Raw genomic sequence first — 25839 nt, forward strand, 5'->3', positions numbered from 1 at the left:
ATGTTATAGACCATATTAGTAAAAATGATAAGTTAAGGAGATTAAGATGACCAGTGGAATCGTCTTATTAATAGTAGGAATAGTTTTATTAGTTATCATTACTTATCTTATAGCTACAATTATAAGAAAACGTAATGATGACTTGATTGTAAAGTTAGAAGAACGAAAACAAGAACTTTTTGATTTGCCTGTTAATGATGAAATTGAAGAAGTTAAAAATCTTCATCTCATTGGCCAAAGTCAAACTGCTTTTCGTGAATGGAATCAAAAATGGGTTGATTTGTCACTCAATTCTTTCAGTGATATTGAAAATCATATTTTTGAAGCAGAAAATCTAAATGCAACCTTTAATTTCTTTAAAGCAAAAAATGAAATCAACAGTATCGAAAGCCAACTAAATTTAGTGGAAGAAGATATAAAAGGTATCAGAGAGGCACTTGAAGTTCTTAAGGAACAAGAAGGAAAAAATAGTTCACGTGTGACACATGCTCTTGATATGTATGAATCTCTTCAAAATGATATTGCTGAAAATGCTGATAATTATGGTCCGACCATGACGGAAATTGGTAAGCAGTTAAAAAATATCCAAGGTGAATTTTCACAATTTGTGACTTTGAATTCCTCTGGCGACCCAATTGAAGCTGCTAATATTTTAGAACTTGCTGAGGAGCATACCATTGCTCTTTCTCAAATTACTGAAAAAATTCCTGCCATTGTCGTGAAACTTGAAGATGATTTTCCAGATCAACTAGATGATTTAGAAACTGGTTATGGACGACTTTTGGAAGAGGATTATCAATTTATTGAGGATGATATTGAAGTACGTTTCCAGGAAATTAGAGAAGCTATTGCTAAAACAGTAGAAGATTTAACATTATTAGATTTAGATAAAGCAGAAGATGCCAATAAAGATATCCAAGAAAGTATTGATTCTTTATATGCTTTGTTTGAAAAAGAAATTGCGGCCTTCAAAAAGGTCAATAAAGAAAAAACTGTTATTCCAAAATTTATTGACCATAATAATGAAAATAATCAAAAATTAATTAATGAATATCAACGTTTGTCTCATCGTTATCTTTTAGATGAAAAGCATATTGAAAAATTACAAACATTTAAAGAGCAGCTAGCAACTTTAAAATCAGAAACAACTACTGTTATTGAAGCTATTGAAGATAGAAAAAAACCTTTTTCAGTTTTAAAAGATTCTCTTATGAAAACTTATGAACATTTATCAGAAATTGAGAAAGAACAATTTGCTATTTTAGAAACATTTAAAGATATTGAAGCACTTGAAGAGACATCACGTCAAACACTTGACAATTATATCAACAAACTTCATATTATTAAACGTTATATGGAAAAGAAAAATTTACCTGGTATTCCACAACATTTCTTAAGTACTTTCTTTACCACAAGCTCTCAGTTAGAAGCTTTAAGAGATGAACTTAGTCGTGGAAGAGTAGATATTAATATTGTTTTAAAACTAACTGACGCTGCAACAGGAGCTCTAGCAACTCTTGAAGAGACAACTTATCAGGTCATTGAAAATGCTACCTTAACAGAGCAACTATTACAGTATTCAAATCGTTATCGTAGTTTTGAAGCTTCTGTTCAAGAAAGTTTTGAAAGAGCTTTGGAATTGTTTGAAGTTCATTTTGATTATCAAGCTTCATTTGAAGAAATTTCTTATACACTTGAAACAGTTGAGCCAGGCGTCACTGAACGTTTTGTTAGTTCTTATGAAAAAACAAGAGAAAAAGTTGGCTTTTAAAAATAGTCATAACTAAAAGCACTTAGCCTTAATTTCCCTATTGAATAGGAATATCTAAGGCAAGGTGCTTTTTACAAATTAGCAAGAGAATGGAGAAAAGATGTCAGAGATAAAAGGTCTATTAATTATGGATGTAGATTCAACTCTTATTCAAGAAGAGGTGATTGATCAATTAGGAAAAGCTATTGGTAAAGGCGAGCAAATTGCTAGTATTACAGATAAAGCAATGAGAGGTGAGTTGGATTTTAGACAATCTTTGGAAAATCGTGTTTCTCTTTTAGAAGGCTTACCAGATAGTATTTTTGAAGACGTTTTAATTAACTTACACTTTACGAAAGGTGCTGAAAAATTAGTTTCTGAACTCCATAAGCGTTCTTATAAGGTTGGTCTTGTTTCAGGAGGTTTTCACGAAATAGTTGATAAACTTGCTGAAAAATTAAATATTGATTATGTTAAAGCCAATCGTTTAGAAGTGAAGAATGGTATTTTGACTGGAAGAGTGTCTGGAGACATTGTCACTAAAGAAATAAAAAAAGAAAAATTAGAAGAGTGGGCAAGTGAAAATCAGCTTGAGTTATCAAAAACGATAGCAGTAGGTGATGGAGCCAATGATCTATTAATGTTAAAAAGAGCAGGCCTTGGAATTGCTTTTTGTGCTAAACCAATCGTAAGAGAGCAAGTTGATTATCAAATTAATGAGCCAGATCTTTATAAAGTAATTTCATTGATTGATAATTATTTATAAATAATAAAGAGGTTAGGATAGACACCTAGCTTCTATATTTTTTTATTCTTATCATGTTTACGAAATTCTAATAAATAATTAAACCTAATTTAATAATCATGTGTCAGGTCTTACCGCTATTTTTCATTTTTTAAATAAAGTTCATTTTTAATATATAAATATCTTCTTCTTATTGCTATTTTATTATTTTTTTTTTAAACTAGAAGGTACTAATAACTAAAAAGGAGTCAATTTTGATTATCTTAATTTATATCCTAATTGTTTTATTTGCTACTTCTGTTGGTGCTACTACTGGACTTGGTGGTGGTATTATTATTAAACCTTTATTTGACTTAGTTGGTTTTCATAGTGTAGATGAAATTGGCTTTTTCTCTTCAGTTGCTGTTTTTTCAATGTGTGTGATTTCTCTTTATAAACAACTTCGAAGAAAAATAGAATTTAATAATAATATTGTTTATTCACTTTCTTTTGGATCAGTGTTTGGTGGGTTTTTAGGTGAATATGCTTTCCAATTTATTTTTAATATTTGGAATAATCAGCAAGTTAAAGCAGTTCAAGGAAGTATTTTATTGCTTACACTTTTATTAATTTTTTACTATACTCTTTCAAAAGAAAAGGTGAAAAATCTTCAAGTCAAAAATACCATAGCGAGCATTTTGATTGGCTTTTTTCTTGGTATGATTTCAGTCTTTTTAGGTATTGGTGGTGGACCGTTAAATGTTTCAGTTCTCATGTTTTGTTTTTCATTTACCATTAAAGAAGCTTCTTTTTATTCTTTAGCGACAATCTTTTTTTCACAATTATCTAAATTAGGAATTTCTGTTCTTGGTGGTAGTTTTATCATTTACGATTTAAAAATTATTCCTTTTTTAATTATTACAGCAATAATTGGTGGATTGATTGGTACACGCCTTAATCAATCTTTATCTATTAAAAGAATAGAGAAACTTTATTTTTTACTAATTCTTTTTCTTATTTTGTTATCAACTTATAATGTTGTTATTAATTTAATATAATTAAAAACCTCTCTTAACAATTAGTGTCTGGAGAGGTCTTTTATTTTTTAAATAATCGTTTAAAAAGTGATTTTTTTTGTGGACGATTTGTTTCTTTTTTGTCAGAGAGAAGTTTGGGAAAAACATCAAAAATATCAGTTTTATCAAGATATTCAGGTGATTGCGTATGAATAACGACCCCAAATGGAGAATTTGATGATTTTTCATCAATAATAGTAGCATTAATCCCATGTTCTTGAGCTATTTTTAAGTAGTGCATTTGGAGGCTAAGAGCAATTTGTGGAGATATTTTAACAAATAATTTCCTATCATATTGCTCAGTAAGATGTTCGAGAGCTTTTGGAAAGAATGTTTTAATTTTATCTTTTTCAGTCATTTCAATGAGAATAGTAAGGACGACTCGTTCAGAAAATGTTCCTAGATAATAACGCTGTTCATCAGGATTCAAGCGTTTTTCGCCAAAAGCTCCTTTTAATACTTTTTCGTGCAAATCTGTCATAATTCACCTCTTTATTCTTTATTACTATTATACACTAATTTTTGATAAAAGTAGAAGAGAAGGCTGTCATAAAACATTAAAATAAAAAATATTGTATTTGTTTCTTCAAATTCTTATTTCATTCAAACTTTTTTAAAAAGGTAAAATCTTGATTATGATATGACTTTGTGGTATTATTAACATGTAAAAAATTAAACTCATAAGGAGAGTATTATATGTCAATTATTACTGATGTTTACGCTCGCGAAGTCCTAGACTCTCGCGGGAACCCAACACTTGAAGTAGAAGTTTATACTGAATCAGGTGCTTTTGGACGTGGTATGGTTCCTTCAGGTGCTTCAACTGGTGAGCACGAAGCAGTTGAACTTCGTGATGGGGACAAGTCTCGTTACCTTGGTCTTGGAACTCAAAAAGCTGTTGACAACGTAAACAACGTTATTGCTGAAGCTCTTATTGGTTATGATGTTCGTGATCAACAAGCTATTGACCGTGCAATGATTGCTCTTGACGGTACTCCAAATAAAGGTAAATTGGGAGCTAACGCTATTTTAGGTGTATCTATTGCTGTAGCACGCGCAGCAGCTGATTATCTAGAAATTCCACTATATAACTATCTTGGTGGATTTAACGCAAAAGCTCTTCCTACTCCAATGATGAATATCATTAATGGTGGTTCGCATTCTGATGCCCCAATTGCTTTCCAAGAATTTATGATCATTCCTGTAGGAGCACCTACTTTTAAAGAGGGTCTTCGTTGGGGTGCTGAAGTTTTTCATGCTCTTAAGAAAATTCTTAAAGAGCGTGGTCTTGTGACTGCTGTTGGTGACGAAGGTGGATTTGCACCTAAGTTTGAAGGAACTGAAGATGGCGTTGAAACTATTCTTAAAGCAATTGAAACTGCTGGATATGAAGCTGGTGAAAATGGAATTATGATCGGTTTTGACGTAGCTTCATCTGAATTTTATGATAAAGAACGTAAAGTATACGACTACACTAAATTTGAAGGTGAAGGTGCGGCTATTCGTACTGCAGCTGAACAAGTTGATTACCTTGAAGAATTAGTTAATAAATACCCAATCATTACAATCGAAGATGGTATGGATGAAAATGACTGGGATGGTTGGAAAGCTCTTACTTCTCGTCTTGGTGGACGTGTACAATTGGTTGGAGATGACTTCTTTGTAACTAACACTGACTATCTAGCTCGTGGTATTGCTGAAAATGCTGCGAACTCAATTCTTATTAAAGTTAACCAAATCGGTACTTTGACTGAAACTTTTGAAGCTATTGAAATGGCTAAAGAAGCAGGATATACTGCAGTTGTTTCACATCGTTCAGGTGAAACTGAAGATTCAACCATTGCTGATATTGCTGTGGCAACAAATGCTGGTCAAATTAAAACGGGTTCATTATCACGTACTGATCGTATTGCTAAATATAATCAATTACTTCGCATTGAAGATCAACTTGGTGAAGTGGCTGAATACCGTGGTTTGAAATCATTCTACAACTTGAAAAAATAAGCCTTGATACAATAAGCTTTTAAGCCCCTAGTTTAACTAGAGGGCTTTTTTTCAAAAGAGAGAGAAAATTTAACGGATGTGGAAAATTACCTTTTATTTGGTAGTTTTATTTATAAATTACAAATAATAACTATTTTGAAAGGGTTTTCATGTTATAATATAATAAAAAAGGAATGTGAGGATAAATGATGGAAAAAACCTTATTTATCATTAAACCAGATGGTGTCAAAAGAGGCTTAGTAGGAGAGGTCATTAAAAGAATCGAGCGTCGTGGGTTTATTATTGAAAAATTAGATATGCGTATGGCAACCCAAGAGCTACTAGAACGACACTATGAAGCTCTCATTAAAAAACCATTTTTCCCAGAATTACAAGATTACATGACAAGCGGTCCAATTGTTATTGGAGTGATTTCAGGTAATCGTGTTGTTTCATCCTGGCGAACCATGATGGGTGTTACCAATCCTAAAGATGCTTTGCCTGGTACCATTAGAGGAGATTTTGCTCAAGCTCCAGGAGAAGAAGGTGGAATTTTTAATATTGTGCATGGATCAGATTCAACAGAAGCAGCCAAAAGAGAAATTGCCATTTGGTTTAGTTAATATGGTAAGAGAAAAAAATTTTCAAAGAATGTTAGAATTTTTTCTGACATTTTTTATTTTAAGAAAAGTTTAGACTGCCCATAACTTCTAAAACTTTGGTATAATGAATAAAAAGGTTTTGGAGAGATAATGGTAAAATTAGCAACAATTTGTTATATCGATAATGATAAAGCTTTATTATTGCTTCACAGGAATAAAAAAGATAATGATATTCACTCGGGCAAGTGGATTAGTGTTGGTGGTAAAATCGAACAAGGAGAAAGCCCTGAGGAGTGTGCTAAACGTGAGATTTTTGAAGAAACTGGATTGACTGTCACCCAAATGGCTCTTAAAGGTATTATCACTTTTCCAAACTTTACTCCTGAAGAGGATTGGTATACATACGTTTTTAAGGTAATAGGATTTGAAGGAGAGCTGATAAAAGATTCCCCAGAGGGAACACTAGAGTGGGTACCTTATGAGGAGGTTTTAAAAAAACCAACTTGGGAAGGTGATTATGAAATCTTAAACTGGATTTTAGAGGATTATCCTTTCTTTTCTGCTAAATTTTCCTATGTCAATAAAAAATTAGTGGATAAGGAGGTCACTTTTTATGATTAAAAATGATTTTAGACATGAACGCAATCAGACTATTTTTGGCGTTAGAGGTTAAGCCATTATTATTGAGAATAATTAACTGTTGACTTATTTTAATGAAGAAAAAGAGACTTACTATCTACCCGGAGGTGCTATTGAGGTTGGTGAATCTACAAAAGAAGCAGTCCAACGTGAGGTAATGGAAGAATTGGGTATTGCTTGTCAAGTTTCCAACTTATTGTTTGTGGTCGAAAACAAGTTTTCTTTATCTGATAAAGAGTTTCATAATATTGAGTTCCATTATGCTGTTACTCTTCTTGAGACGGCACCTTGTCAGGTTTTCGAAGATGGACATTTACCTGTTAAATGGTTATCGTTAAATGATTTAGCGGACTTCAATCTTAAACCAGAATTTTTAAAAAAGGTTTTATTACAGCCAAAAACTACTTTGCAACATGTTTTCAATTTAAGAAATGAGCGCTAAGACAATGTATTTATTATAAAATTTTAAAGAGGACACCATGAATAATTTTAGAGACAAAAAATTTAGTTTCAGTTGGTTTTTTAAATGGTTTATAGATAATAAGGTAAATGTGGTTTTATTATCAACATTACTGGTCTTTTTAAATATTTTTGTTTTAACAAAAATTAGTTTTATTTTTAAACCAGTTATTACGATTATTTCTATTATTATGTTACCAATAGTGATTTCTGCTTTATTTTACTATCTATTAGACCCAATTGTTTCTTTTTTAAAGAAAAAAGGACTCAATAAAATGGCTTCAATTACAATCGTTTTTATACTGGTTTTTGGTCTGTTGATTTTGGGAATAGCAAGTATTATACCAACATTACAGACACAAATCACATCTTTCATCAATGATTTACCTGACTATATCACTAAATTAGAGACTCAACTCACAGAGTTATTAAAAGATGATCGTCTTGAAGCTATGAGACCTCAGTTGTCTGAAATGATTGATAATTTTAGTCAGACGGCTATTGATTTTGTCCAAAGTTTCTCTAGTCAAGCTGTTGATTGGGCAAGTAGATTTGCCTCAGCCCTAACAAAAATCATGTTAGCTCTTTTGATTTCTCCTTTTATCTTGTTTTACCTCTTAAGAGACAGCAATCAAATCAAAGGAGCTGTTGTATCCTATTTACCAACAAAGATTAGAAAACCAATGGCACGTATTTTAACTGATGTTAATAAACAGTTGTCAGGTTATGTTCAAGGACAAGTAACGGTTGCTATTGTCGTTGGTTTAATGTTTTCTATCATGTTTAATATCATTCAACTGCCTTATGCATTTACCTTAGGGATTATGGCTGGTTTTTTAAATATGATTCCTTATTTGGGCAGTTTTTTAGCCATGGTACCAGTAATTATATTAGCTATAGTAGATGGCCCAATCATGCTGATTAAGGTTATTGTTGTTTTTACAATTGAACAAACTATTGAAGGCCGTTTTGTAACTCCACTTGTTTTAGGGAGTAAACTAAACATTCATCCTATCACTATATTATTTATCTTATTAACAACAGGGTCAATGTTTGGTCTTTGGGGTGTCTTACTTGGTATACCTGTTTATGCCTCATTAAAAGTAGTCGTAAAAGAATTGTTTGAATGGTATAAATCTGTTAGTGGGCTATATGAAGATGATAAAAGAAAGAAGATTGATGACTAATAGTGAAAAAATGCTAGAGGCAATTGAGAATAAAAATTTAGAGCGAGCAGACTATTATTTTAATCAAGCCCTTATAAATGATAGTGATGATTTGTTGCTTTCTTTAGGTGAATATCTAGAGAACATAGGTTTTTATCCCCAAGCAAAAGCTATCTATTTAAAGCTAAAAAATTACTATCCAGAAGTAAATATTAATTTAGCTCAAATTGTGGCAGAAGAAGGCGATATTGAAACAGCTTTTTTATACCTTGATGAGATTTCAAAGACAAGCAATCATTATCTTTCTGCTCTACTAGTTATGGCTGATTTATATGATTTAGAAGGTTTGACAGATGTTGCGCGTGAAAAGCTAGTTGAAGCTAGTCAGTTGAGTCAAGAACCACTTGTTGTTTTTGGCCTGGCTGAAATTGAGTTGTCGCTTGAGCATTATCAAGAGGCTATTAATGAATATGCTAAATTAAATCATCAGGAAATTTTAGCATTAACAGGTGTTTCTACCTATCAAAGAATTGGTAAATCCTATGCTAGTTTAGGAAAATATGAAGTAGCTATTGAATTTCTAGAAAAATCTCTGGAATTTGATTATAGCAGAGATACAATTTTTGAATTAGCAACAGTATTATATCAAAAGCAAGAATATCAAAAAGCTAATCTTTATTTTAAACAGTTGGATAATCTTTCCAGTGAATTTACCGGTTATGAGTATGTTTACGCTTTATCACTCCATGAAGAAGATCAAATTCAAGAAGCTCTTAAGGTTGCTCAACAGGGATTGTCTAAAAATGAATTTGATAGTCAATTATTATTGTTAGCTTCACAATTATCTTATGAGAATCATGATGTTAAAGCAGCAGAAACTTATTTATTATCTGCTCAACAAATCATAGAAGACAAGGAGGAAGTCTTTTTACGATTGACAACCCTCTACCTAGAAGAAGAACGTTATGAAGACATTATTACTTTGAGCAAAGAGTATATTGATAATGTTTTAACCAGATGGAACATTGCTAAAGCCTATCAAGCACTTGAAGACGAAGAAAAGACAATAGCATCTTATGAAGAATTAGTCAATGATTTAAAAACTAATCCAGAATTTCTAAAAGATTATTTTTACGTTTTAAGAGAATATGGCGATAATGAAAGGATGAGACGAATTGGAGAGAATTATCTCAAGTTGGTTCCTGATGACTTGGAAATTGTTCATCTATTAGAAGAATAGTCTAAAAAAACACTTGTCTAGGCAAGTGTTTTTTTAGACTGTCTCATTCTATTAATTTTTTCTTGATTAGGAGTTACCCTTAAGGTTTTTTGACCAGTATAGGTGACAAAACCAGGTTTTGAACCAGTCGGTTTATTTAATTTTTTAGCTTCAATCATGTCAACTGGAACAAGATTTGATAATCGTGCTTTAGAAAAATAAGCGGCAAGTTCAGCAGCATCTGTTTTAACCTCATCGCTAGGATTTGGGTTATTTCGAATAATCACATGACTACCAGGAATATCTTTGGCATGGAACCAGAGATCATTTTTCTGAGCGATTTTAAAGGAGAGTTCATCGTTTTGGAGATTATTTTTTCCAACTAGTATAATCGTCTTACCATCACTTGCCAAGTATTGTTCAGGTTTTTGTCTTTTATGGTGTTTATCTCGTTTTTTTTGTTTGATAAATCCCGTTTCAATTAATTCTTCTCTGATATCAGCAATTTCAGAAAGACTAGCTTGACTAAGAGCCATTTCAACGGTTTCTAAATAAGCAATCGTTTCTATAGTTTCTTTAAGCAAATGATGGAGATGCTTGACAGCTTCTTTTAATTTTTGGTATTTCTTAAAATAGCGTTGGGCATTTTGATTGGGAGTTAAAGCTTTATCAAGTGAAATGGTTATCATTTTTCCAGTGTAATAATTTTCGAGAGTGACCTGGTTTTGATTATTTGGAACATTCCTTAAAAAGGTTGTCAATAATTCTCCTTTTTGACGAAAATCTTCTGCATTTTCGGTGTCTTTTAATTCTTGCTTTTGTTTTTTTAATTTTTTCTTATTCTTTTGTATTTCCGTATTAACACGATGGATTAAATCATTAGCTTGCTGATTTATCCTATCTTTTTGTGCCTTATCTTTATAATAGACGTCTAACATCTCAGATAAACTTGAAAAAGTTTCTTTTGAATCTGAGAATAAAATGGCTGAGAAGGATTTTTCTGTAAGATTAGGTGTAGTAGGCTGATTAAAAAAGTCACGAAAGGCTTGGAATTTCTCCTTTATCAGCCTTTGACTGAGTTCTAGTGTGGTATCACGTCCCAATCCTTGAAATAAGAGTTGTAGGTTTTGAGGGGTGAGTTTATTAGTCTGTAAAATTTCAAACAATTTTTCATCTGAAATCTCAAAAGGATTAATATTATTAGTTTTTGGTGGTAAAACATATGAACTACCTGGTAAAATTGTGCGATAACTATTTTGTGAAAAACCAATGTGTTTGATTGACTCAATAATTTTACCCTTGTTTTTATCAATTAAGATGATATTAGAGTGTTTTCCCATTACTTCTATCATCAAGGTAACTTTGATATGATCACCAATCTCATTTTTGTTGGAAAAAGTCATTTCAACAATACGATCATTATCAAGTTGTTTGATATCTTCAATCATAGCACCTTGAAGGTATTTTCTCATAATCATTGTAAAAGTGTTTGGTGTTTGTGGATTTGAAAAACTTACTTGTGTGATATGAAGTCTTCCAAATACGGGATGAGCAGATAGGAGTAATCGATAATTTTGACGATTTTGACGAATGGATAAAACCAACTCATTTTCAAATGGTTGATTAATTTTTTGCACACGACCTAATAGAATTTTTCTTTTTAATTCTTTAACCATATGGTGTAAAAAAAAGCCATCAAAAGACATAACATTCCCACTTTCAGTTTTATGTTGTTATTATACCACAGTTCATTCATAAAACGTATCAATGGTTTTTAATGAATAACTCTAGTGCCCATCATTGAAAAAAAAAGAGAAAAGTTGTATACTAAAAAGGTACGCAACATTGTTGCAATCGCTGTAATTCGACTTGTTGATTAGGCAAGGACCGTTAGTATTAAAAAAATATTAAGGAGAAAAGAGTGACAAATATAAAAATCATTGCCCTAGGCGGTGTAAGAGAAAATGGTAAAAACTTCTACATTGTAGAAGTTGGCAAAGCCATTTATATTTTAGATGCAGGATTGAAGTATCCCGAAAATGAACAATTGGGTGTGGATGTTGTTATTCCAAATTTAGATTATGTTTTTGAAAATAAAGAAAGGGTACAAGGAATCTTTTTAACTCATGGTCATGCTGATGCTATTGGTGCTCTTCCTTATTTATTAGAGGAAGTAAAAGCACCGGTCTTTGGTTCTGAGTTAACGATTGCTCTAGCTAAATTGGTGGTTAAAGCAAATGATGCCACCAAGAAATTTAAAAATTTTCACATTGTTGATAGTGAGACAGAAATTGAATTTGGTAAAAATACTATTTCTTTTTTTAAAACAACTCATTCCATCCCTGAAAGTTTAGGAATTGTTATAGGAACTTCTGAAGGTAATATTGTCTATACAGGAGATTTTAAATTTGATCAAGCTGCAAGCAATCTTTATCAAACGGATTTTTCTAGGTTAGCAGAAATTGGTAGTGAAGGAGTTTTAGCTCTTCTTTCAGACTCTGCCAATGCTGAAAGTAATTTTCAAATTGCTAGTGAAGCAGAGGTTGGTGATGAGATTAATAATGTCATAGCTGATTGGGAAGGTCGTATAATTGTTGCTGCGGTAGCAAGTAACTTAGCAAGGATTCAGCAAGTCTTTGCTGCTGCAGAAAAACATGGTCGTCGTGTTGTATTAACTGGTTTTGATGCTGAAAATATTGTTAGAACAGCTCTAGATTTAAAAAAATTATCTTTATCTGATAAAAAACTGTTGATTAAACCTAAAGAAATGGATAAATTTGATGATAGTGAATTGATTGTTCTTGAAACAGGTCGTATGGGTGAACCTATTAATGGTCTTAGAAAAATGTCAACAGGTCGCCATCGTTATGTACAGATTAAAGAGGGTGATCTTATCTACATTATTACCACTCCAAGTATTGCCAGTGAGGCTATTGTTGCTCGTGTCGAAAATTTGATTTATAAGGCAGGGGGTGTGGTTCAATCTATCACCAAAAATTTACGCGTTTCAGGTCATGCAAATGGTAGAGATTTACAGTTGATGATTAATCTCATGAAACCAAAATATCTTTTTCCAATTCAAGGAGAATACCGTGAATTGGCTGCACATTCTGGCTTAGCACAAGAGGTTGGTATGTTTCCTGAAAATATTTATATTATGAAACGTGGCGATGTTATGGTTCTACAAAAAGATCGTTTCTTAAAAGAAGGAAAAGTTCCAGCAAATGATGTTTTATTAGATGGTAATGCTATCGGTGATGTTGGTAATATTGTTTTAAGGGACCGTAAAGTTTTATCAGAAGATGGTATTTTCATTGTCGTTATTACTGTTAATAAACGTGAGAAAAAAATTGTGTCTAAAGCTAAAGTTAATACTCGTGGATTTGTTTATGTTAAAAAAAGTAGAGACATTTTGATTGATAGTGCTGACTTAGTTAATGAAACTGTTGAAAAATATTTGGCCAAAGATAATTTTGAGTGGGGTGAATTAAAGTCAACTATTAGAGATAATGTTAGTAGATTTCTTTTTGAGCAAACCAAGCGTCGTCCTGCAGTTTTACCAGTTGTTATGGAAGTGCGCTCATAAGCTTGAATGTATAATTTGAATAAGGTATTGAAAGAATAAATTAAAAAAGACAAGCACTACTAAGTGCTTGTCTTTCATTAAGAGTGAAACCATAAATTTATTTGTCTTACTTTTTAGCTAGTAAATCACGAATTTCAATAAGTAATTCTTCTTGAGTTGGACCAGCAGGTTCTTCTATAATAGTTTTTTCTTTTTTACCAAGAGTCATAGCACGTTCAGCGACTTTAACGATAAAAAAGAGGACTGTTCCAACAATTAAAAAATTAACAATAGCATTGATAAAATTACCAATAGCAATAGAGCCAATTTTGATACTTGAAAAGTCAGGTTGACCAACAATCATACCAATAATAGGTGTAATAACATCTTCAACCAAAGAACTAATAACAGCTCCAAAAGCGCCACCAATGATAACAGCAACGGCTAAGTCAAGGACATTTCCCTTAAACAAAAAGTTTTTAAGATCTTTAATCATATATCTTGCTCCTTTCTCATTTGATTCCTGTGAATTATAACGTAAATTTGTTGTTAAAGCAAGTAAAACGGTTTTAAAATTTACAATTATAAATGACTATGCTATAATGAAATATAAAAATAAAATGGGATTTTTCTGTAGAGGTGATGATTTGGCAATTGATAAAACAATGATCTCTGACATCAAAAATAGTGTTAATATCGTTGATATTATTGGTGAGGTTGTCGAACTCACAAAATCTGGTCGTAATTACCTTGGTCTATGTCCGTTTCATCAAGAAAAAACCCCATCATTTAATGTTATTGAAGATAAACAATTTTACCATTGTTTTGGCTGTGGTCGATCAGGAGATGTTTTTAAATTTTTTGAAGAATATCATCAGATTACATTTCTAGAGAGTGTTAAAACTCTTGGTGAGAGAGCTGGCTTTTCAATTAGTAGTCAATTCTTAGGAAAACAAGAACAAAAAAAACACCCGTATCATAATATTTTTGAACTTAATAAAGATGCCGCCAAATTTTATCATGCTGTTTTAATGACAACCACGATTGGTAAAAAGGCAAAAGAGTACCTTTATAATCGGGGCTTGACTGATGAGTTAATCACTTATTTTAATATTGGGTTAGCACCAGATGAGACAGATTTTCTTTTTCAAGCAATTGGCTCTAAATATGAGGAAAAAGACCTCATAGCTTCTGGATTATTCAATATTAGTGATAGTAATCAGTTATATGATGCCTTTAGAAAACGTATCATATTTCCTTTGTCAGATGATTTAGGTAACCTCATTGGTTTTTCTGGTCGTATTTGGACAAACGATAATTCTAATAAAAATGTGGCGAAATATAAAAATACGAGAACAACACCATTTTTTAATAAATCCTATGAATTATATCATTTAGATAAAGCAAAAACTATTATCAAAAAAACAAATGAAGTATATATCATGGAAGGTTTTATGGATGTTATTGCTGCTTATCGATCAGGGATAAAAAATGTAGTTGCTTCTATGGGAACGGCTTTAACGATTGACCATGTTAAACACTTGAAAAAATTTACAAAAAAAGTAATTTTGACTTATGATGGTGATTCTGCTGGTCAAACTGCGATTATTAAAGCACTTGAAATATTAAGTGATTTGACAGTTGAAATTGTTAAAATGCCTCAGAAGTTGGATCCAGATGAATTTGTAAAAAAATATTCTGAACAAGAACTAGTATCTCTCTTAGAACAATCACGAATTAGCAACATTGAATTTTTAATGCAATTTTATATGCCAAAAAATAGTGACAATCTTCAAGCAGAAATAGCTTATGTTGATCAAATGGCTCAATTAATTGCTAAAGAACAGTCTATAACTGCTCAAAACACTTATATTTATAAATTGGCAGAGAGACTTCCAGATTTTGACTATCTTCAGGTTGAACAGGTTGTTAACAACTATCGTCTTAAACAACGTTCTTCAAAATCAAATGTTAGAATTGATGTTTCATCCCTTAATCGAGAAATACAAAAAGTGGGATATACTACAGGCCTATTAAGAGCGGAAAATCAATTATTCCATCGTTTAATCCATCATGAATTTTTGTTAAATATTTTTAGAAATAGAGATGATTTTAAATTTGTAACACCTGAACTGCAATTTTTATATAGTATTTTAAAAGATAAAGGAGAAATTTCTACTATAGATTTAGCTCAATTAACTGATAACCAAAGGCAGGCTTATTATAAAACATTAGAAGAAAATTTACCTGATGAAATAGCTGAAAATGAAATTGAAGAAATTGAACAACGACGTAATTTCTTTTTAAGGGAACAAGACTTGAGAAAACAGAGTCAATTTATCCGTGAATCAAGTAACCAAGGTGATATGGAAAGTGCGATTTCAGCACTTGAAGCCTTGATTGAACAAAAGCGTCATATGGAATAAAGGAGAATTATGGTAAGTAAAAAAGAAATATCAACGTACAATGTACAAGTCGCAGATTTTATCCGTAATCATAAAAAAGCTGGAACAGCTGTTGATGATGAAGTTACAGAAAAATTAGTTATTCCTTTTACACTAGATGCTGATCAAATTGAAAATTTATTGGAACGTCTCACAGATGGTGGTATTTCTATTACTGATAAAGAAGGTAATCCGTCAAATACTTATGCTGTTGAAGAAATAAAACCAGAAGAATTAACTGATGAAGAGCTTCTCGGTAGTAATTCTGCAAAGGTTAATGATCCAGTACGCATGTACTTAAAAGAAATTGGTGTTGTGCCTCTTTTAACTACCGAAGAAGAAAAAGAATTAGCTGTCTTAGTTGACCAAGGAGATGCACTAGCCAAGCAACGTCTAGCTGAAGCTAATTTACGTTTGGTAGTATCAATCGCAAAACGCTACGTTGGTAGAGGTATGCAGTTTCTTGATTTGATTCAAGAGGGTAATATTGGGTTGATGAAAGCTGTTGATAAATTTGATTATTCTAAAGGTTTCAAATTTTCAACTTATGCCACATGGTGGATTAGACAAGCTATTACACGTGCTATTGCAGATCAAGCTCGTACCATTCGTATTCCAGTGCATATGGTTGAAACGATTAATAAATTAGTTAGAGAGCAGCGTAATCTTCTACAAGAACTTGGTCAAGATCCTACAGCTGAACAAATTGGTGAGCGTATGGAGATGACGCCAGACAAAGTTCGTGAAATTTTGAAAATAGCTCAAGAGCCAGTGTCTTTAGAAACACCAATTGGTGAAGAAGATGATAGCCATCTCGGTGATTTTATTGAGGATGAAGTTATTGAAAATCCAATTGATTACACAACTCGAGTTGTTTTAAGAGAACAATTGAATGAGGTTTTGGATACTTTAACTGATCGAGAAGAAAATGTTCTTCGCCTTCGTTTTGGTTTAGATGATGGTAAAATGAGAACATTGGAAGATGTTGGTAAAGTTTTTAATGTTACACGTGAACGTATTCGTCAGATTGAAGCAAAAGCTTTAAGAAAACTTCGCCATCCAAGTCGTAGTAAACAATTACGTGATTTTATTGAAGATTAAGAGGGAAATTTATGTCAGAAAAAAATTATTCTCTTAAAGAAGTAGATGTTATTAAGAGTAAGATTTTAAAAGCACTTGAACAAGTGATTGATCCTGAACTGGGTATTGATATTGTCAATCTTGGCCTTATATATGAGATTAGATTTGATGATAATGGTGAAACAGAAATTGATATGACTTTGACAACTATGGGTTGCCCTCTAGCTGATTTGTTAACCGATCAGATTTATGATGTGATGAAAACTGTACCAGAAGTCACTAAGTTGGATGTTAAACTGGTATGGTACCCAGCTTGGTCTGTTGATAAGATGAGTCGTTATGCAAGAATTGCATTAGGTGTGCGATAAAAAGGACAAAAAAGTTCTATGATTAAAATCATAGAACTTTTTTGTATAGATTAATGACAAAGATAATATAAAAAATGACAATGATTATTGTCAAAAAGAAAAGGATGTGTTACAATAATGATGAAAATGAGGTGATCAAATGCTTGTTAAAAATCGATTGAAGGAATTACGTGCTAGAGATGGCTTAAATCAAAGCCAATTAGCACAATTGGCAAAAGTGTCCAGGCAAACGATAAGTTTAATTGAACGAGGTGAATATCTACCTTCCATTTTAATTGCTTTGAAAATTGCTAATATTTTTAAGGAACCGGTAGAAAATGTTTTTCGCATAGTAGGAGGAGAAAATGAAAAATAAAAAAAAATATGGTAATCTTGTTAGCAGCTTGTTGCTTGGTGGTGTTGTGGGTTTTATTGTTGGTTTTTCTAGTGAGCTTATCAATGATAAAATATTTTTTACAAGAATAGATATTGATAGCATCATTGATATAACATCTTTTGTTATTAGATCCATCTACACCATTTTATTTTTTATTGCTATCTTCTTATTTAGAGATGCTAAAAGATTATATCAAGATTATCAAAAAGATGATAGTTCAGAAGAGCTTTATATTACTATTAATAAAAAAGGTGCTTATAGCTTGATATTTAATAGTTTAACTTCAATTTTATGTTTCTTTAGCATTGTTTTATCTGCAAATCATTTACTAGATTTTAAATTTGTAACTATCCTATTGTTTCTATTTGATATCGTCATGACTTTTATTGTTATTTTTTTACAAGGGAGGTTGATGAAATTCTATTCGGATGTGCGTCAGATAGACATACCTCTTTTTCCTACTGTTAAAGAGGTGGCCAATAATATTCTTCAACAAGATGAAGCAGAATTGCTAAATGAATATAAGTCAAGCTTTACTATTGTTATGAGTCTTTCGGGATATGTTCTACCAGCAATTGAAATTCTACTCTTTATTTATAGTGTATTAACAAGGACTATTCCTTTTTTAGGACTCATCATTGTCACTGTCATTCATCTTTATATTATTTTAATGCAGTTTAAGTCTGTTCGTGATTATTATAAATAAACCATAAAAAAGTTTCCTTATTTCATATAAGGAAACTTTTTGGTTTTAGTCAAGTCCGATGAGGTAATCATCATCAGTCATCGCTTCAACAGTACCAAGTAAGTATCCATTACCAACTTGACTGAAAAAGTCATGATTACTTGTTCCTGTTGAAATACCATTCATAATGATAGGGTTCACATCATCAGCTGTATCAGGAAAAAGAGGGTCTTGACCAAGATTCATAAGGGCTTTATTAGCATTATATCTAAGAAAAATCATCACTTCATCTGTCCAACCAAGTGGATCATAGAGATATTTTGTGTATTTTTCTTCATTTTCATAGAGACGATAAAGAAGATCATACATCCAGTCTCTTAATTTATCTTGTTCGGCATCAGAAAGTTCGTTAAATCCCAATTGGAATTTGTAACCAATGTAGGTACCATGAACAGATTCATCACGAATAATCAATTTGATAATTTCTGCAACATTAGCCAGTTTATTATTACCAAGATAATAGAGTGGTGTAAAAAATCCTGAATAAAAGAGAAAGGTTTCTAAAAATACACTAGCAACTTTTTTCTCTAGAGGATCTCCCTTGATATAGATTTCATTAATCATTTCAGCTTTTTTTTGTAAATAAGGATTCTCAGAAACCCATTTGAAAATCTCTTCAATTTCTGATTTTGTATTTAAGGTTGAAAAGATAGAAGAGTAAGATTTGGCATGAACAGATTCCATGAATTCAATATTATTAAACACTGCCTCTTCGTGAGGTGTTCTGACATCTTTTTTAAGTTGATACATACCACTTTCAGATTGAACTGTATCAAGTAGTGTGAGACCACCAAAAACTTTACCAACTAAATCTTTTTCAACTTCTGAGAGTTTACGCCAATCATCAAGGTCATTTGATAAGGGAATACGTGTATCAAGCCAAAATTGTTCAGTTAATTTTTCCCAAGTTGATTTATCAACAGCATCTTCAATTTCATTCCAATTTATCGCGTTATAATAAGTCATATTTTCCTCTCCTAGATGACACAACTTTCACATTGATTTGAGCCAACTTCTTCACCATCATCTGTAAATGTACGGATGTAGTAGATTGACTTAATACCTTTATGGAAGGCATAGTTACGAAGAATTGACAAATCACGAGTCGTTTGTTTTCTTTCTTTTTTCCATTCATAAAGGCCAAATGGAATATCGCTACGCATAAATAGTGTTAAGGATAGCCCTTGGTCGATGTGTTGTGTTGCAGCAGCATAAACATCGATCACTTTTCTCATATCCATATCATAAGCAGAAGTATAATAAGGAATGGTATCAGTAGCTAAACCTGATGCAGGGTAGTAGATTTTACCAATTTTCTTTTCTTGACGTTCTTCAATACGTTGTGTGATTGGATGAATACTTGCTGAAACATCATTGATATAGCTGATAGAACCATTTGGAGCAACTGCTAAACGGTTTTGATGATAAAGACCATCTTTTTGAATAGCATCAGAAAGAGCTTGCCAATCTTCTTTTGATGGGATGAAATGATCTTTAAACAATTCTTTGACTAATTCAGATTTTGGTTGGAAATTACCTGAAATATATTTTTCAAAATAAGAGCCATCAGCATATTTTGATTTTTCAAAGTTAGCAAAGCTCATTTTTCTTTCACGTGCTATATTATTAGACTCAATAAGTGTCCAATAATTCATCAACATAAAGTAAATATCAGTGAATTCAATTGATTCAGGACTACCATATTGAATATGATTCTTTGCCAAGTAGCTGTGTAATCCCATAGCCCCAAGACCAATAGTATGAGCTTTATTATTACCATTTTTAATGGTTGGAACAGCTTCGATATTTGAATTATCAGTGACAAATGTTAAAGCACGGGTCATTGTTCTAATAGATTTTCCAAAATCTGGTGAAGTCATCATATTAACAATGTTGGTTGAACCAAGGTTACAAGAAATATCAGTTCCCATTTTAATGAATTCTTGTGAATCATTAATGGTGCTTGGTTCTTGAACTTGTAAAATTTCTGAACAAAGGTTACTCATAATAATACGACCATCAATAGCACTACTATTATTAGCAGTATCTATATTGACGATATAAGGATAACCAGATTCTTGTTGCAGTTTAGAAATTTCAGTTTCTAAATCACGTGCTTTGATTTTTGTTTTGGAAATATTAGGGTTGTTAATCAACTCATCATATTTTTCTGTGATATTAATATAATTGAATGGAACACCATATTCTTTTTCAATTGAATATGGGCTAAAGAGGTACATATCTTCATTTTTTCGTACTAATTCATAAAACTTATCTGGGACTGTGACACCGAGTGATAATGTTTTAACACGAATTTTTTCATCAGCATTCTCTTTTTTAGTAGACAAAAATGCTAAGATATCCGGATGAAAGACATCAAGATAGACCACACCAGCTCCTTGACGTTGGCCTAGTTGGTTAGAGTATGAGAAACTGTCTTCAAAAAGTTTCATGACTGGTACAACACCACTAGCTGCCCCTTCATACCCTTTAATAGGGGCACCTGCCTCGCGTAAGTTACTTAGTGAAATACCAACACCACCACCAATACGAGACAATTGAAGAGCTGAATTAATGGAACGACCAATTGAGTTCATATCGTCTGTTGCTTGAATTAAAAAGCATGATACTAATTCACCACGACGACTCCGTCCAGCATTTAAAAAGCTAGGTGTTGCAGGTTGATAACGCTGATTAATCATTTCAATAGCTATTGATTTAGCCAAATCTTCATCACCATCTGCAAAATAAAGTGCATTATAAAGAACACGATCTTCCATACTTTCTAAGTAATACTCACCATCATTGGTTTTTAAAGCATATTGTTGATAGAATTTATAGGCAGCCATGAAAGATTTGAAGTGGAAGTTTTGTTCTTTAATAAGAGTAACTAATTCTTCAATAAATGACATGCTATATTTTTTCAGAAAAGCTTCTTCAAGATAATCATTTTGGATGAGATAATCAATCCTTTCTGAAACAGAAGGAAACGTCATAGTATTTGGGATGACATTTTCATTGAAGAAGGCTTCTAAAGCCTCTTTATCTTTATTGAGTGGGATTTTACCATTTACAGGTCGGTTTATAGCATTATTCAAGCGAAAGTAAGAGATTTCCCCAAGATTTTTAAGACTCATTTTCTATAATTCCTTTAACTTTTTCTACATCTTCATCCGTACCATTGAATTCATATTCATACAAAACAGGAACATGGTAAGTTTTTGATAAGCGTCTTGCGACATGACAAAATTCTGGACCGAAATTACGATTACCAGAGCCAATAACACCCTTAAAAAAGTGATGATTTCTATCAAGAAAATCATCAACAAAATCTAATCCATCCTCATAAGTTGGTATAATTAGGATAAAATTATTATTTATATCAGGGTTTTCTTTATTTCTTTTTAATTCTAATATATTATCATAATTCAATTTTTTCATGAATCTTCTGGTTTGACCAGTCAAAGAATAAAAAACTATTGTTACCATTGCATTAGATGATTTCTTTTAGACGATTAGGTTGAAAACCTGAAAAAACAATGTCACCAACTTCAATAACCGGAGCAGCAGTGAATCCTAAATTTTTAACATAGCTAATTTTATCAGGATTTTCATCTAGATTGATTTCTTCAAATTCTACTTGTTTTTCAGTCAGAAATTTTTTAGTCATTTTGCATTGGATGCAGTTATTTTTTGAAAAAATAGTGATTTTTGCCATTTTTTTCTCCTTACTTTTAAAAAATACAATACTTTTATAGAATACCTTAAAAGAGAAAAAAAGGCAAGTCTGAAAATCAAATAAATACTAAATATAGTGTTATTCTTTCTATTGGTTACTATATATGGTGTTTTAAGAACGTTCAAAATTTAAGAATAGTATATGAAAAAGTTAATATTTTGACATTTTCTTCTATTTCTAACCCTAAATAAACCCTAACTAATTTTTAATGATTTGAAAGTATTTTATTGAAAATTAAAGAAAGAAGATGTGAAAATTTTTTTGCTTATCATTTTATTGTTGAAAAGATATGGCTGATGTGCTATAATAAAAAAATGTAAGGGTTGCCATAGGCAACTAATAAAGATAATACACAAAGGAGAACCATTATATGGCTTCAAAAGATTTTCACATTGTTGCAGAAACAGGTATTCATGCACGTCCAGCGACGTTATTAGTTCAAACAGCTAGTAAGTTTGCCTCTGACATTACATTAGATTATAAAGGAAAAGCAGTTAACCTTAAATCAATTATGGGTGTTATGAGTCTTGGTGTTGGTCAAGGTGCTGATGTTACAATTACAACTGAAGGTGCTGATGCAGACGAAGCACTTGCTGCTATCGTTGAAACTATGACAAAAGAAGGATTGGCTTAATTATGACAAAAATGCTAAAAGGAATTGCTGCATCTGATGGTGTTGCTGTTGCTAAGGCATATTTACTCACTCAACCGGATTTATCATTTGAAACTGTAACTGTTGAAGATACAAGTTCAGAAGAAGCTCGTTTAGATGCTGCATTAACAGCATCACAAGACGAGCTTTCTATTATCCGTGAAAAAGCAGTAGGTAGTCTTGGGGAAGAAGCGGCAGCTGTGTTTGATGCTCATTTAATGGTTCTTTCTGATCCTGAAATGATTGGTCAAATTAAAGAAACTATCCGTGCAAAACAAGTTAATGCAGAAAGTGGTCTAAAAGAAGTCACTGATATGTTTGTTACCTTGTTTGAAAATATGGATGATAACCCATATATGCAAGAACGTGCAGCAGACATTCGTGATGTTGCTAAGCGTGTTTTAGCCAATCTATTGGGTGTTAAATTGCCTAATCCAGCAACTATTGATGAAGAATCTATTGTGATTGCTCATGACTTAACACCTTCTGATACTGCGCAATTAGATGCTAAATATGTTAAGGCTTTTGTAACTAATATTGGTGGTCGTACCAGCCATTCAGCTATTATGGCACGTACTTTAGAAATTGCCGCTGTGTTAGGTACTAATAATATTACTGACCTAGTTAAAAGTGATGATATTATTGCAGTTAATGGTATCACTGGTGAGGTTATTATTAACCCGAATGAAGATGAAATTGCTGAATTCCAAAAAGCTGGTCAAGAGTATGCAAATCTTAAAGCTGAATGGGCTTTATTAAAAGATGCTGAAACAGTTACTGCTGACGGCAAACATTTTGAATTAGCTGCTAATATTGGAACACCTAAAGATATTGAAGGTGTTAATGATAACGGAGCTGAAGCTGTTGGTTTATACCGCACAGAATTCTTATACATGGATTCTCAAGATTTTCCAACTGAAGAAGAACAATATGAAGCTTATAAATCAGTTCTTGAGGGAATGAATGGGAAACCAGTTGTGGTTCGTACAATGGATATTGGTGGTGATAAAGAATTACCTTATTTTGACTTACCTGATGAAATGAACCCATTTTTAGGTTATAGAGCGCTTCGCATTTCTATTTCTGAAACTGGCGATCAAATGTTCCGTACACAACTTCGTGCTTTACTTCGTTCGTCAGTTCATGGTCAATTACGTATTATGTTCCCAATGGTTGCACTCTTAACAGAATTCCGTAAAGCAAAAGTAGTTTATGAAGAAGAAAAAGCAAAATTACAAGCAGAAGGCATTCCTGTGGCAGATAATATTCAAGTTGGAATCATGATTGAAATTCCTGCAGCAGCAATGCTTGCAGATCAATTTGCTAAAGAAGTAGATTTCTTCTCTATTGGAACAAATGATCTTATCCAATATACAATGGCTGCCGATCGAATGAACGAGCAAGTTTCATACTTGTATCAACCATACAATCCTTCATTACTTCGTTTAATCAATAACGTGATCAAAGCATCTCACGCAGAAGGTAAATGGACTGGTATGTGTGGTGAGATGGCTGGTGATCAAAGAGCTGTTCCATTACTTATGGGAATGGGACTTGATGAGTTTTCAATGAGCGCCACTTCTATTTTAAGAACTAGAAGTTTAATGAAACGTCTTGATACTGAAAAAATGAAAGAATACGCACAACGTGCTTTAACTGAATGCTCAACAGCTGAAGAAGTTCTTGAATTACAAAAAGAATATCTTGATGTTGATTAAGAAAAAGCAGAGAAATCTCTGCTTTTTTATTTTATCAAATTTTTTTAATACATTATTTATTGAATTTTTATAAATCTTCTTTTCATTGAAAAAATAGGTTGTTTTATGTATAATAATATGTGTTATTATTAATAATTGTTTAGATTTAGTAGAGAGATGAAAGAGAATGAAAAAATATTTTATAGCTATAGGTATTATTTTAAGTTTTGTTGTGAGCGCCATATTTGTAAGACAATGGTATATAAAAACACAAGAAGAAAAGATTATTAAAACTGAAAAGAAAAAGGCTGAATTATTATTCTCATCAGGTGAGATTGATATTAAAAAAAGTAAAAATAAATCTACTATTTTTATGGTGCCAGTGACAGACTCTAAAGATATTGAGGCAGAATTTAAGAGTTGGAACAAAGAAGCAGAAAAAATTTCATCACCTAAAAAAAATCAACTTATTTTTTTAAATGCTAAAATTGAAGATTCGCCATTAAAAGGTATTAAAAAATTAACTGTTTATAGGACTGTTTATCAATCAAAGTTGCTGAGTGTTGAAAAAGTAAGTAAAAATGTATTGAGAAATTTTTACATTCATGACAATGGCCAATTATTCTATTTGAAAGAACTTGTGAAAGGTAATGAGAGTCAATTAGTTGATACGATTGCAAATTATTTAAAAGAACATCAGATAGACAACCAGGAAAAAATATTAGGTAAAATAAAACAATTGGATCTCGTTTCTGAATTTAAGAAAACAGGAAAGGCAATTAATTATTTTTCATTTAAACACGGTTATCTTGAATTAGGTAGTGAAATTGAAATACCTTTGTCTATTTTTTTTGATAATATTAATGAAACTTATTTAACTGGTGAAGAATTAAGGAACTATCAAAATTATCAAATTAAGAAAAAAGAAGAAGAGGCAAGGATTGCTGCTGAAAAAGCAAAGCAAGCCGAAGAAAATCGTAAAAAAATGCTAAACCAAGGTCGAAAAGTGGTAGCTTTAACCTTTGATGATGGGCCAAGTCCTCAAACAACTCCACAAGTACTTGAAATTTTAGCTAAATATCATATTAAGGCAACCTTTTATATTCTTGGGTCTCATGTTTCAGGAAACGAGACAATATTACAACAAATGATTACTTCTGGTCATGAGTTGGGAAATCATTCTTGGGATCACCCTGCTTTAACAGGTTTAACAACAGAACAAGTGAAGTGGCAGATTCAATCAACTACTGATGCTATTATGAAAGCAACAGGTGTGACTCCAAAAACCGTTAGACCACCTTATGGTGACTCTAACCCTAAGGTTGCTCAAGATGTTGGTTTACCTCTTGTTTTTTGGACAGTTGATACTAGAGACTGGGCAGAGCGAAACACACCATCAATTATGACTAACTTGAAAGCTACTTTAGGTAGTGGCGGTGTTATTCTAATGCACGATATTCATCAAACGTCTGTCGACGCCCTTCCCACTGTCATTGATTACTTAATTTCTCAAGGTTATGAATTTGTAACGATTAGTGAACTTTACGGTTATTAA

25 protein-coding genes are annotated in these 25839 nt (G+C 32.0%); 18 read left to right on the top strand and 7 right to left on the bottom strand.

Features of this window, described 5'->3' with window-relative positions; all coding sequences use genetic code 11:
- Nucleotides 1–46 precede the first annotated feature (46 nt).
- The 3 genes from ezrA (at nucleotide 47) to A3I1_RS0103995 (ending at nucleotide 3532) form a co-directional block, all read left to right on the top strand.
- Nucleotides 47–1771 carry a septation ring formation regulator EzrA gene (ezrA, locus tag A3I1_RS0103985; protein WP_018370021.1) on the top strand — a complete coding sequence of 575 codons (1725 nt, stop codon included), beginning with the start codon at nucleotides 47–49 and terminating at the stop codon, nucleotides 1769–1771.
- Nucleotides 1772–1871: 100 nt separating this feature from the next.
- Complete coding sequence (gene serB / locus A3I1_RS0103990) at nucleotides 1872–2516, top strand: phosphoserine phosphatase SerB (RefSeq protein ID WP_018370022.1); 645 nt, start codon at nucleotides 1872–1874, stop codon at nucleotides 2514–2516.
- Between the two features lie 233 nt (nucleotides 2517–2749).
- Complete coding sequence (locus tag A3I1_RS0103995; RefSeq protein ID WP_018370023.1) at nucleotides 2750–3532, top strand: sulfite exporter TauE/SafE family protein; 783 nt, start codon at nucleotides 2750–2752, stop codon at nucleotides 3530–3532.
- Nucleotides 3533–3572: 40 nt separating this feature from the next.
- Here A3I1_RS0103995 and A3I1_RS0104000 read toward each other — a convergent pair whose 3' ends face one another.
- The gene (locus tag A3I1_RS0104000) at nucleotides 3573–4031 is read right to left on the bottom strand and encodes a YueI family protein (protein WP_018370024.1); all 459 of its coding nucleotides are present in this window, start codon (nucleotides 4029–4031) and stop codon (nucleotides 3573–3575) included.
- Between the two features lie 215 nt (nucleotides 4032–4246).
- On the opposite strand from A3I1_RS0104000, the gene eno reads away from it, so the two are divergent.
- From eno to A3I1_RS0104030, 6 genes are all read left to right on the top strand, one after another.
- The gene (gene eno / locus A3I1_RS0104005) at nucleotides 4247–5554 is read left to right on the top strand and encodes a surface-displayed alpha-enolase (protein ID WP_018370025.1); all 1308 of its coding nucleotides are present in this window, start codon (nucleotides 4247–4249) and stop codon (nucleotides 5552–5554) included.
- 188 nt (nucleotides 5555–5742) lie between these two features.
- The gene (ndk, locus tag A3I1_RS0104010) at nucleotides 5743–6156 is read left to right on the top strand and encodes a nucleoside-diphosphate kinase (RefSeq protein WP_018370026.1); all 414 of its coding nucleotides are present in this window, start codon (nucleotides 5743–5745) and stop codon (nucleotides 6154–6156) included.
- Between the two features lie 129 nt (nucleotides 6157–6285).
- Entirely contained in the window at nucleotides 6286–6756 is a 471-nt protein-coding gene (locus A3I1_RS0104015) for an NUDIX hydrolase (RefSeq protein WP_018370027.1), read from the top strand.
- Between the two features lie 79 nt (nucleotides 6757–6835).
- Nucleotides 6836–7216: an NUDIX hydrolase gene (locus A3I1_RS08140; RefSeq protein WP_018370028.1), complete on the top strand. Its 381-nt coding sequence runs from the start codon at nucleotides 6836–6838 to the stop codon at nucleotides 7214–7216.
- Between the two features lie 37 nt (nucleotides 7217–7253).
- The gene (locus A3I1_RS0104025) at nucleotides 7254–8420 is read left to right on the top strand and encodes an AI-2E family transporter (RefSeq protein WP_018370029.1); all 1167 of its coding nucleotides are present in this window, start codon (nucleotides 7254–7256) and stop codon (nucleotides 8418–8420) included.
- On the top strand, nucleotides 8413–9639 hold the full coding sequence (locus A3I1_RS0104030) for a tetratricopeptide repeat protein (RefSeq protein WP_026216752.1): 1227 nt from the start codon (nucleotides 8413–8415) through the stop codon (nucleotides 9637–9639). Before A3I1_RS0104025 ends, A3I1_RS0104030 begins: the two co-directional genes overlap by 8 nt.
- 17 nt (nucleotides 9640–9656) lie before the next feature.
- Here A3I1_RS0104030 and A3I1_RS0104035 read toward each other — a convergent pair whose 3' ends face one another.
- Nucleotides 9657–11324 carry an Rqc2 family fibronectin-binding protein gene (locus tag A3I1_RS0104035; protein ID WP_018370031.1) on the bottom strand — a complete coding sequence of 556 codons (1668 nt, stop codon included), beginning with the start codon at nucleotides 11322–11324 and terminating at the stop codon, nucleotides 9657–9659.
- Nucleotides 11325–11539: 215 nt separating this feature from the next.
- Here A3I1_RS0104035 and A3I1_RS0104040 point away from each other — a divergent pair, with 215 nt between their 5' ends.
- Nucleotides 11540–13204 carry a ribonuclease J gene (locus A3I1_RS0104040; RefSeq protein WP_018370032.1) on the top strand — a complete coding sequence of 555 codons (1665 nt, stop codon included), beginning with the start codon at nucleotides 11540–11542 and terminating at the stop codon, nucleotides 13202–13204.
- A gap of 106 nt (nucleotides 13205–13310) precedes the next feature.
- Here A3I1_RS0104040 and mscL read toward each other — a convergent pair whose 3' ends face one another.
- Nucleotides 13311–13679: a large conductance mechanosensitive channel protein MscL gene (gene mscL, locus A3I1_RS0104045; RefSeq protein ID WP_018370033.1), complete on the bottom strand. Its 369-nt coding sequence runs from the start codon at nucleotides 13677–13679 to the stop codon at nucleotides 13311–13313.
- A 124-nt stretch (nucleotides 13680–13803) separates the two neighbouring features.
- Between mscL and dnaG the strand changes: the two genes are divergently transcribed.
- The 5 genes from dnaG to A3I1_RS0104070 all read left to right on the top strand — a co-directional run bounded on the left by dnaG (nucleotide 13804) and on the right by A3I1_RS0104070 (nucleotide 18157).
- A complete protein-coding gene (dnaG, locus tag A3I1_RS0104050; RefSeq protein ID WP_018370034.1) occupies nucleotides 13804–15609 on the top strand; it encodes a DNA primase in 1806 nt (601 codons plus the stop codon).
- Between the two features lie 9 nt (nucleotides 15610–15618).
- The gene (gene rpoD, locus A3I1_RS0104055; protein ID WP_018370035.1) at nucleotides 15619–16728 is read left to right on the top strand and encodes an RNA polymerase sigma factor RpoD; all 1110 of its coding nucleotides are present in this window, start codon (nucleotides 15619–15621) and stop codon (nucleotides 16726–16728) included.
- 11 nt (nucleotides 16729–16739) lie between these two features.
- A complete protein-coding gene (locus tag A3I1_RS0104060) occupies nucleotides 16740–17075 on the top strand; it encodes a metal-sulfur cluster assembly factor (RefSeq protein WP_018370036.1) in 336 nt (111 codons plus the stop codon).
- Between the two features lie 139 nt (nucleotides 17076–17214).
- Nucleotides 17215–17430, top strand: coding sequence for a helix-turn-helix transcriptional regulator (locus A3I1_RS0104065; protein ID WP_018370037.1), 216 nt, complete (start codon nucleotides 17215–17217; stop codon nucleotides 17428–17430).
- Entirely contained in the window at nucleotides 17420–18157 is a 738-nt protein-coding gene (locus A3I1_RS0104070; RefSeq protein WP_018370038.1) for a DUF3169 family protein, read from the top strand. The genes A3I1_RS0104065 and A3I1_RS0104070 overlap by 11 nt, the downstream gene beginning before the upstream one ends.
- A 45-nt stretch (nucleotides 18158–18202) precedes the next feature.
- On the opposite strand, the gene nrdF is transcribed toward A3I1_RS0104070, so the two are convergent.
- Genes nrdF through nrdH form a run of 4 tightly spaced genes read right to left on the bottom strand, consistent with a single transcriptional unit; the run spans nucleotide 18203 to nucleotide 21914 of the window.
- Entirely contained in the window at nucleotides 18203–19162 is a 960-nt protein-coding gene (nrdF, locus tag A3I1_RS0104075) for a class 1b ribonucleoside-diphosphate reductase subunit beta (RefSeq protein ID WP_018370039.1), read from the bottom strand.
- A gap of 11 nt (nucleotides 19163–19173) precedes the next feature.
- Entirely contained in the window at nucleotides 19174–21333 is a 2160-nt protein-coding gene (gene nrdE, locus A3I1_RS07890; RefSeq protein WP_018370040.1) for a class 1b ribonucleoside-diphosphate reductase subunit alpha, read from the bottom strand.
- The gene (gene nrdI, locus A3I1_RS0104090; protein ID WP_033376355.1) at nucleotides 21323–21685 is read right to left on the bottom strand and encodes a class Ib ribonucleoside-diphosphate reductase assembly flavoprotein NrdI; all 363 of its coding nucleotides are present in this window, start codon (nucleotides 21683–21685) and stop codon (nucleotides 21323–21325) included. Before nrdI ends, nrdE begins: the two co-directional genes overlap by 11 nt.
- A 4-nt stretch (nucleotides 21686–21689) precedes the next feature.
- The gene (nrdH, locus tag A3I1_RS0104095; RefSeq protein WP_018370042.1) at nucleotides 21690–21914 is read right to left on the bottom strand and encodes a glutaredoxin-like protein NrdH; all 225 of its coding nucleotides are present in this window, start codon (nucleotides 21912–21914) and stop codon (nucleotides 21690–21692) included.
- A gap of 391 nt (nucleotides 21915–22305) precedes the next feature.
- Here nrdH and A3I1_RS0104100 point away from each other — a divergent pair, with 391 nt between their 5' ends.
- From A3I1_RS0104100 to A3I1_RS07895, 3 genes are all read left to right on the top strand, one after another.
- Complete coding sequence (locus A3I1_RS0104100) at nucleotides 22306–22569, top strand: phosphocarrier protein HPr (protein WP_018370043.1); 264 nt, start codon at nucleotides 22306–22308, stop codon at nucleotides 22567–22569.
- Nucleotides 22570–22571: 2 nt separating this feature from the next.
- A complete protein-coding gene (gene ptsP / locus A3I1_RS0104105) occupies nucleotides 22572–24305 on the top strand; it encodes a phosphoenolpyruvate--protein phosphotransferase (protein WP_018370044.1) in 1734 nt (577 codons plus the stop codon).
- Nucleotides 24306–24471: 166 nt separating this feature from the next.
- Complete coding sequence (locus tag A3I1_RS07895; RefSeq protein ID WP_018370045.1) at nucleotides 24472–25839, top strand: polysaccharide deacetylase family protein; 1368 nt, start codon at nucleotides 24472–24474, stop codon at nucleotides 25837–25839.

Origin of the sequence: Streptococcus marimammalium DSM 18627, from assembly GCF_000380045.1 — a bacterium.
GTDB lineage: Bacteria > Bacillota > Bacilli > Lactobacillales > Streptococcaceae > Streptococcus > Streptococcus marimammalium.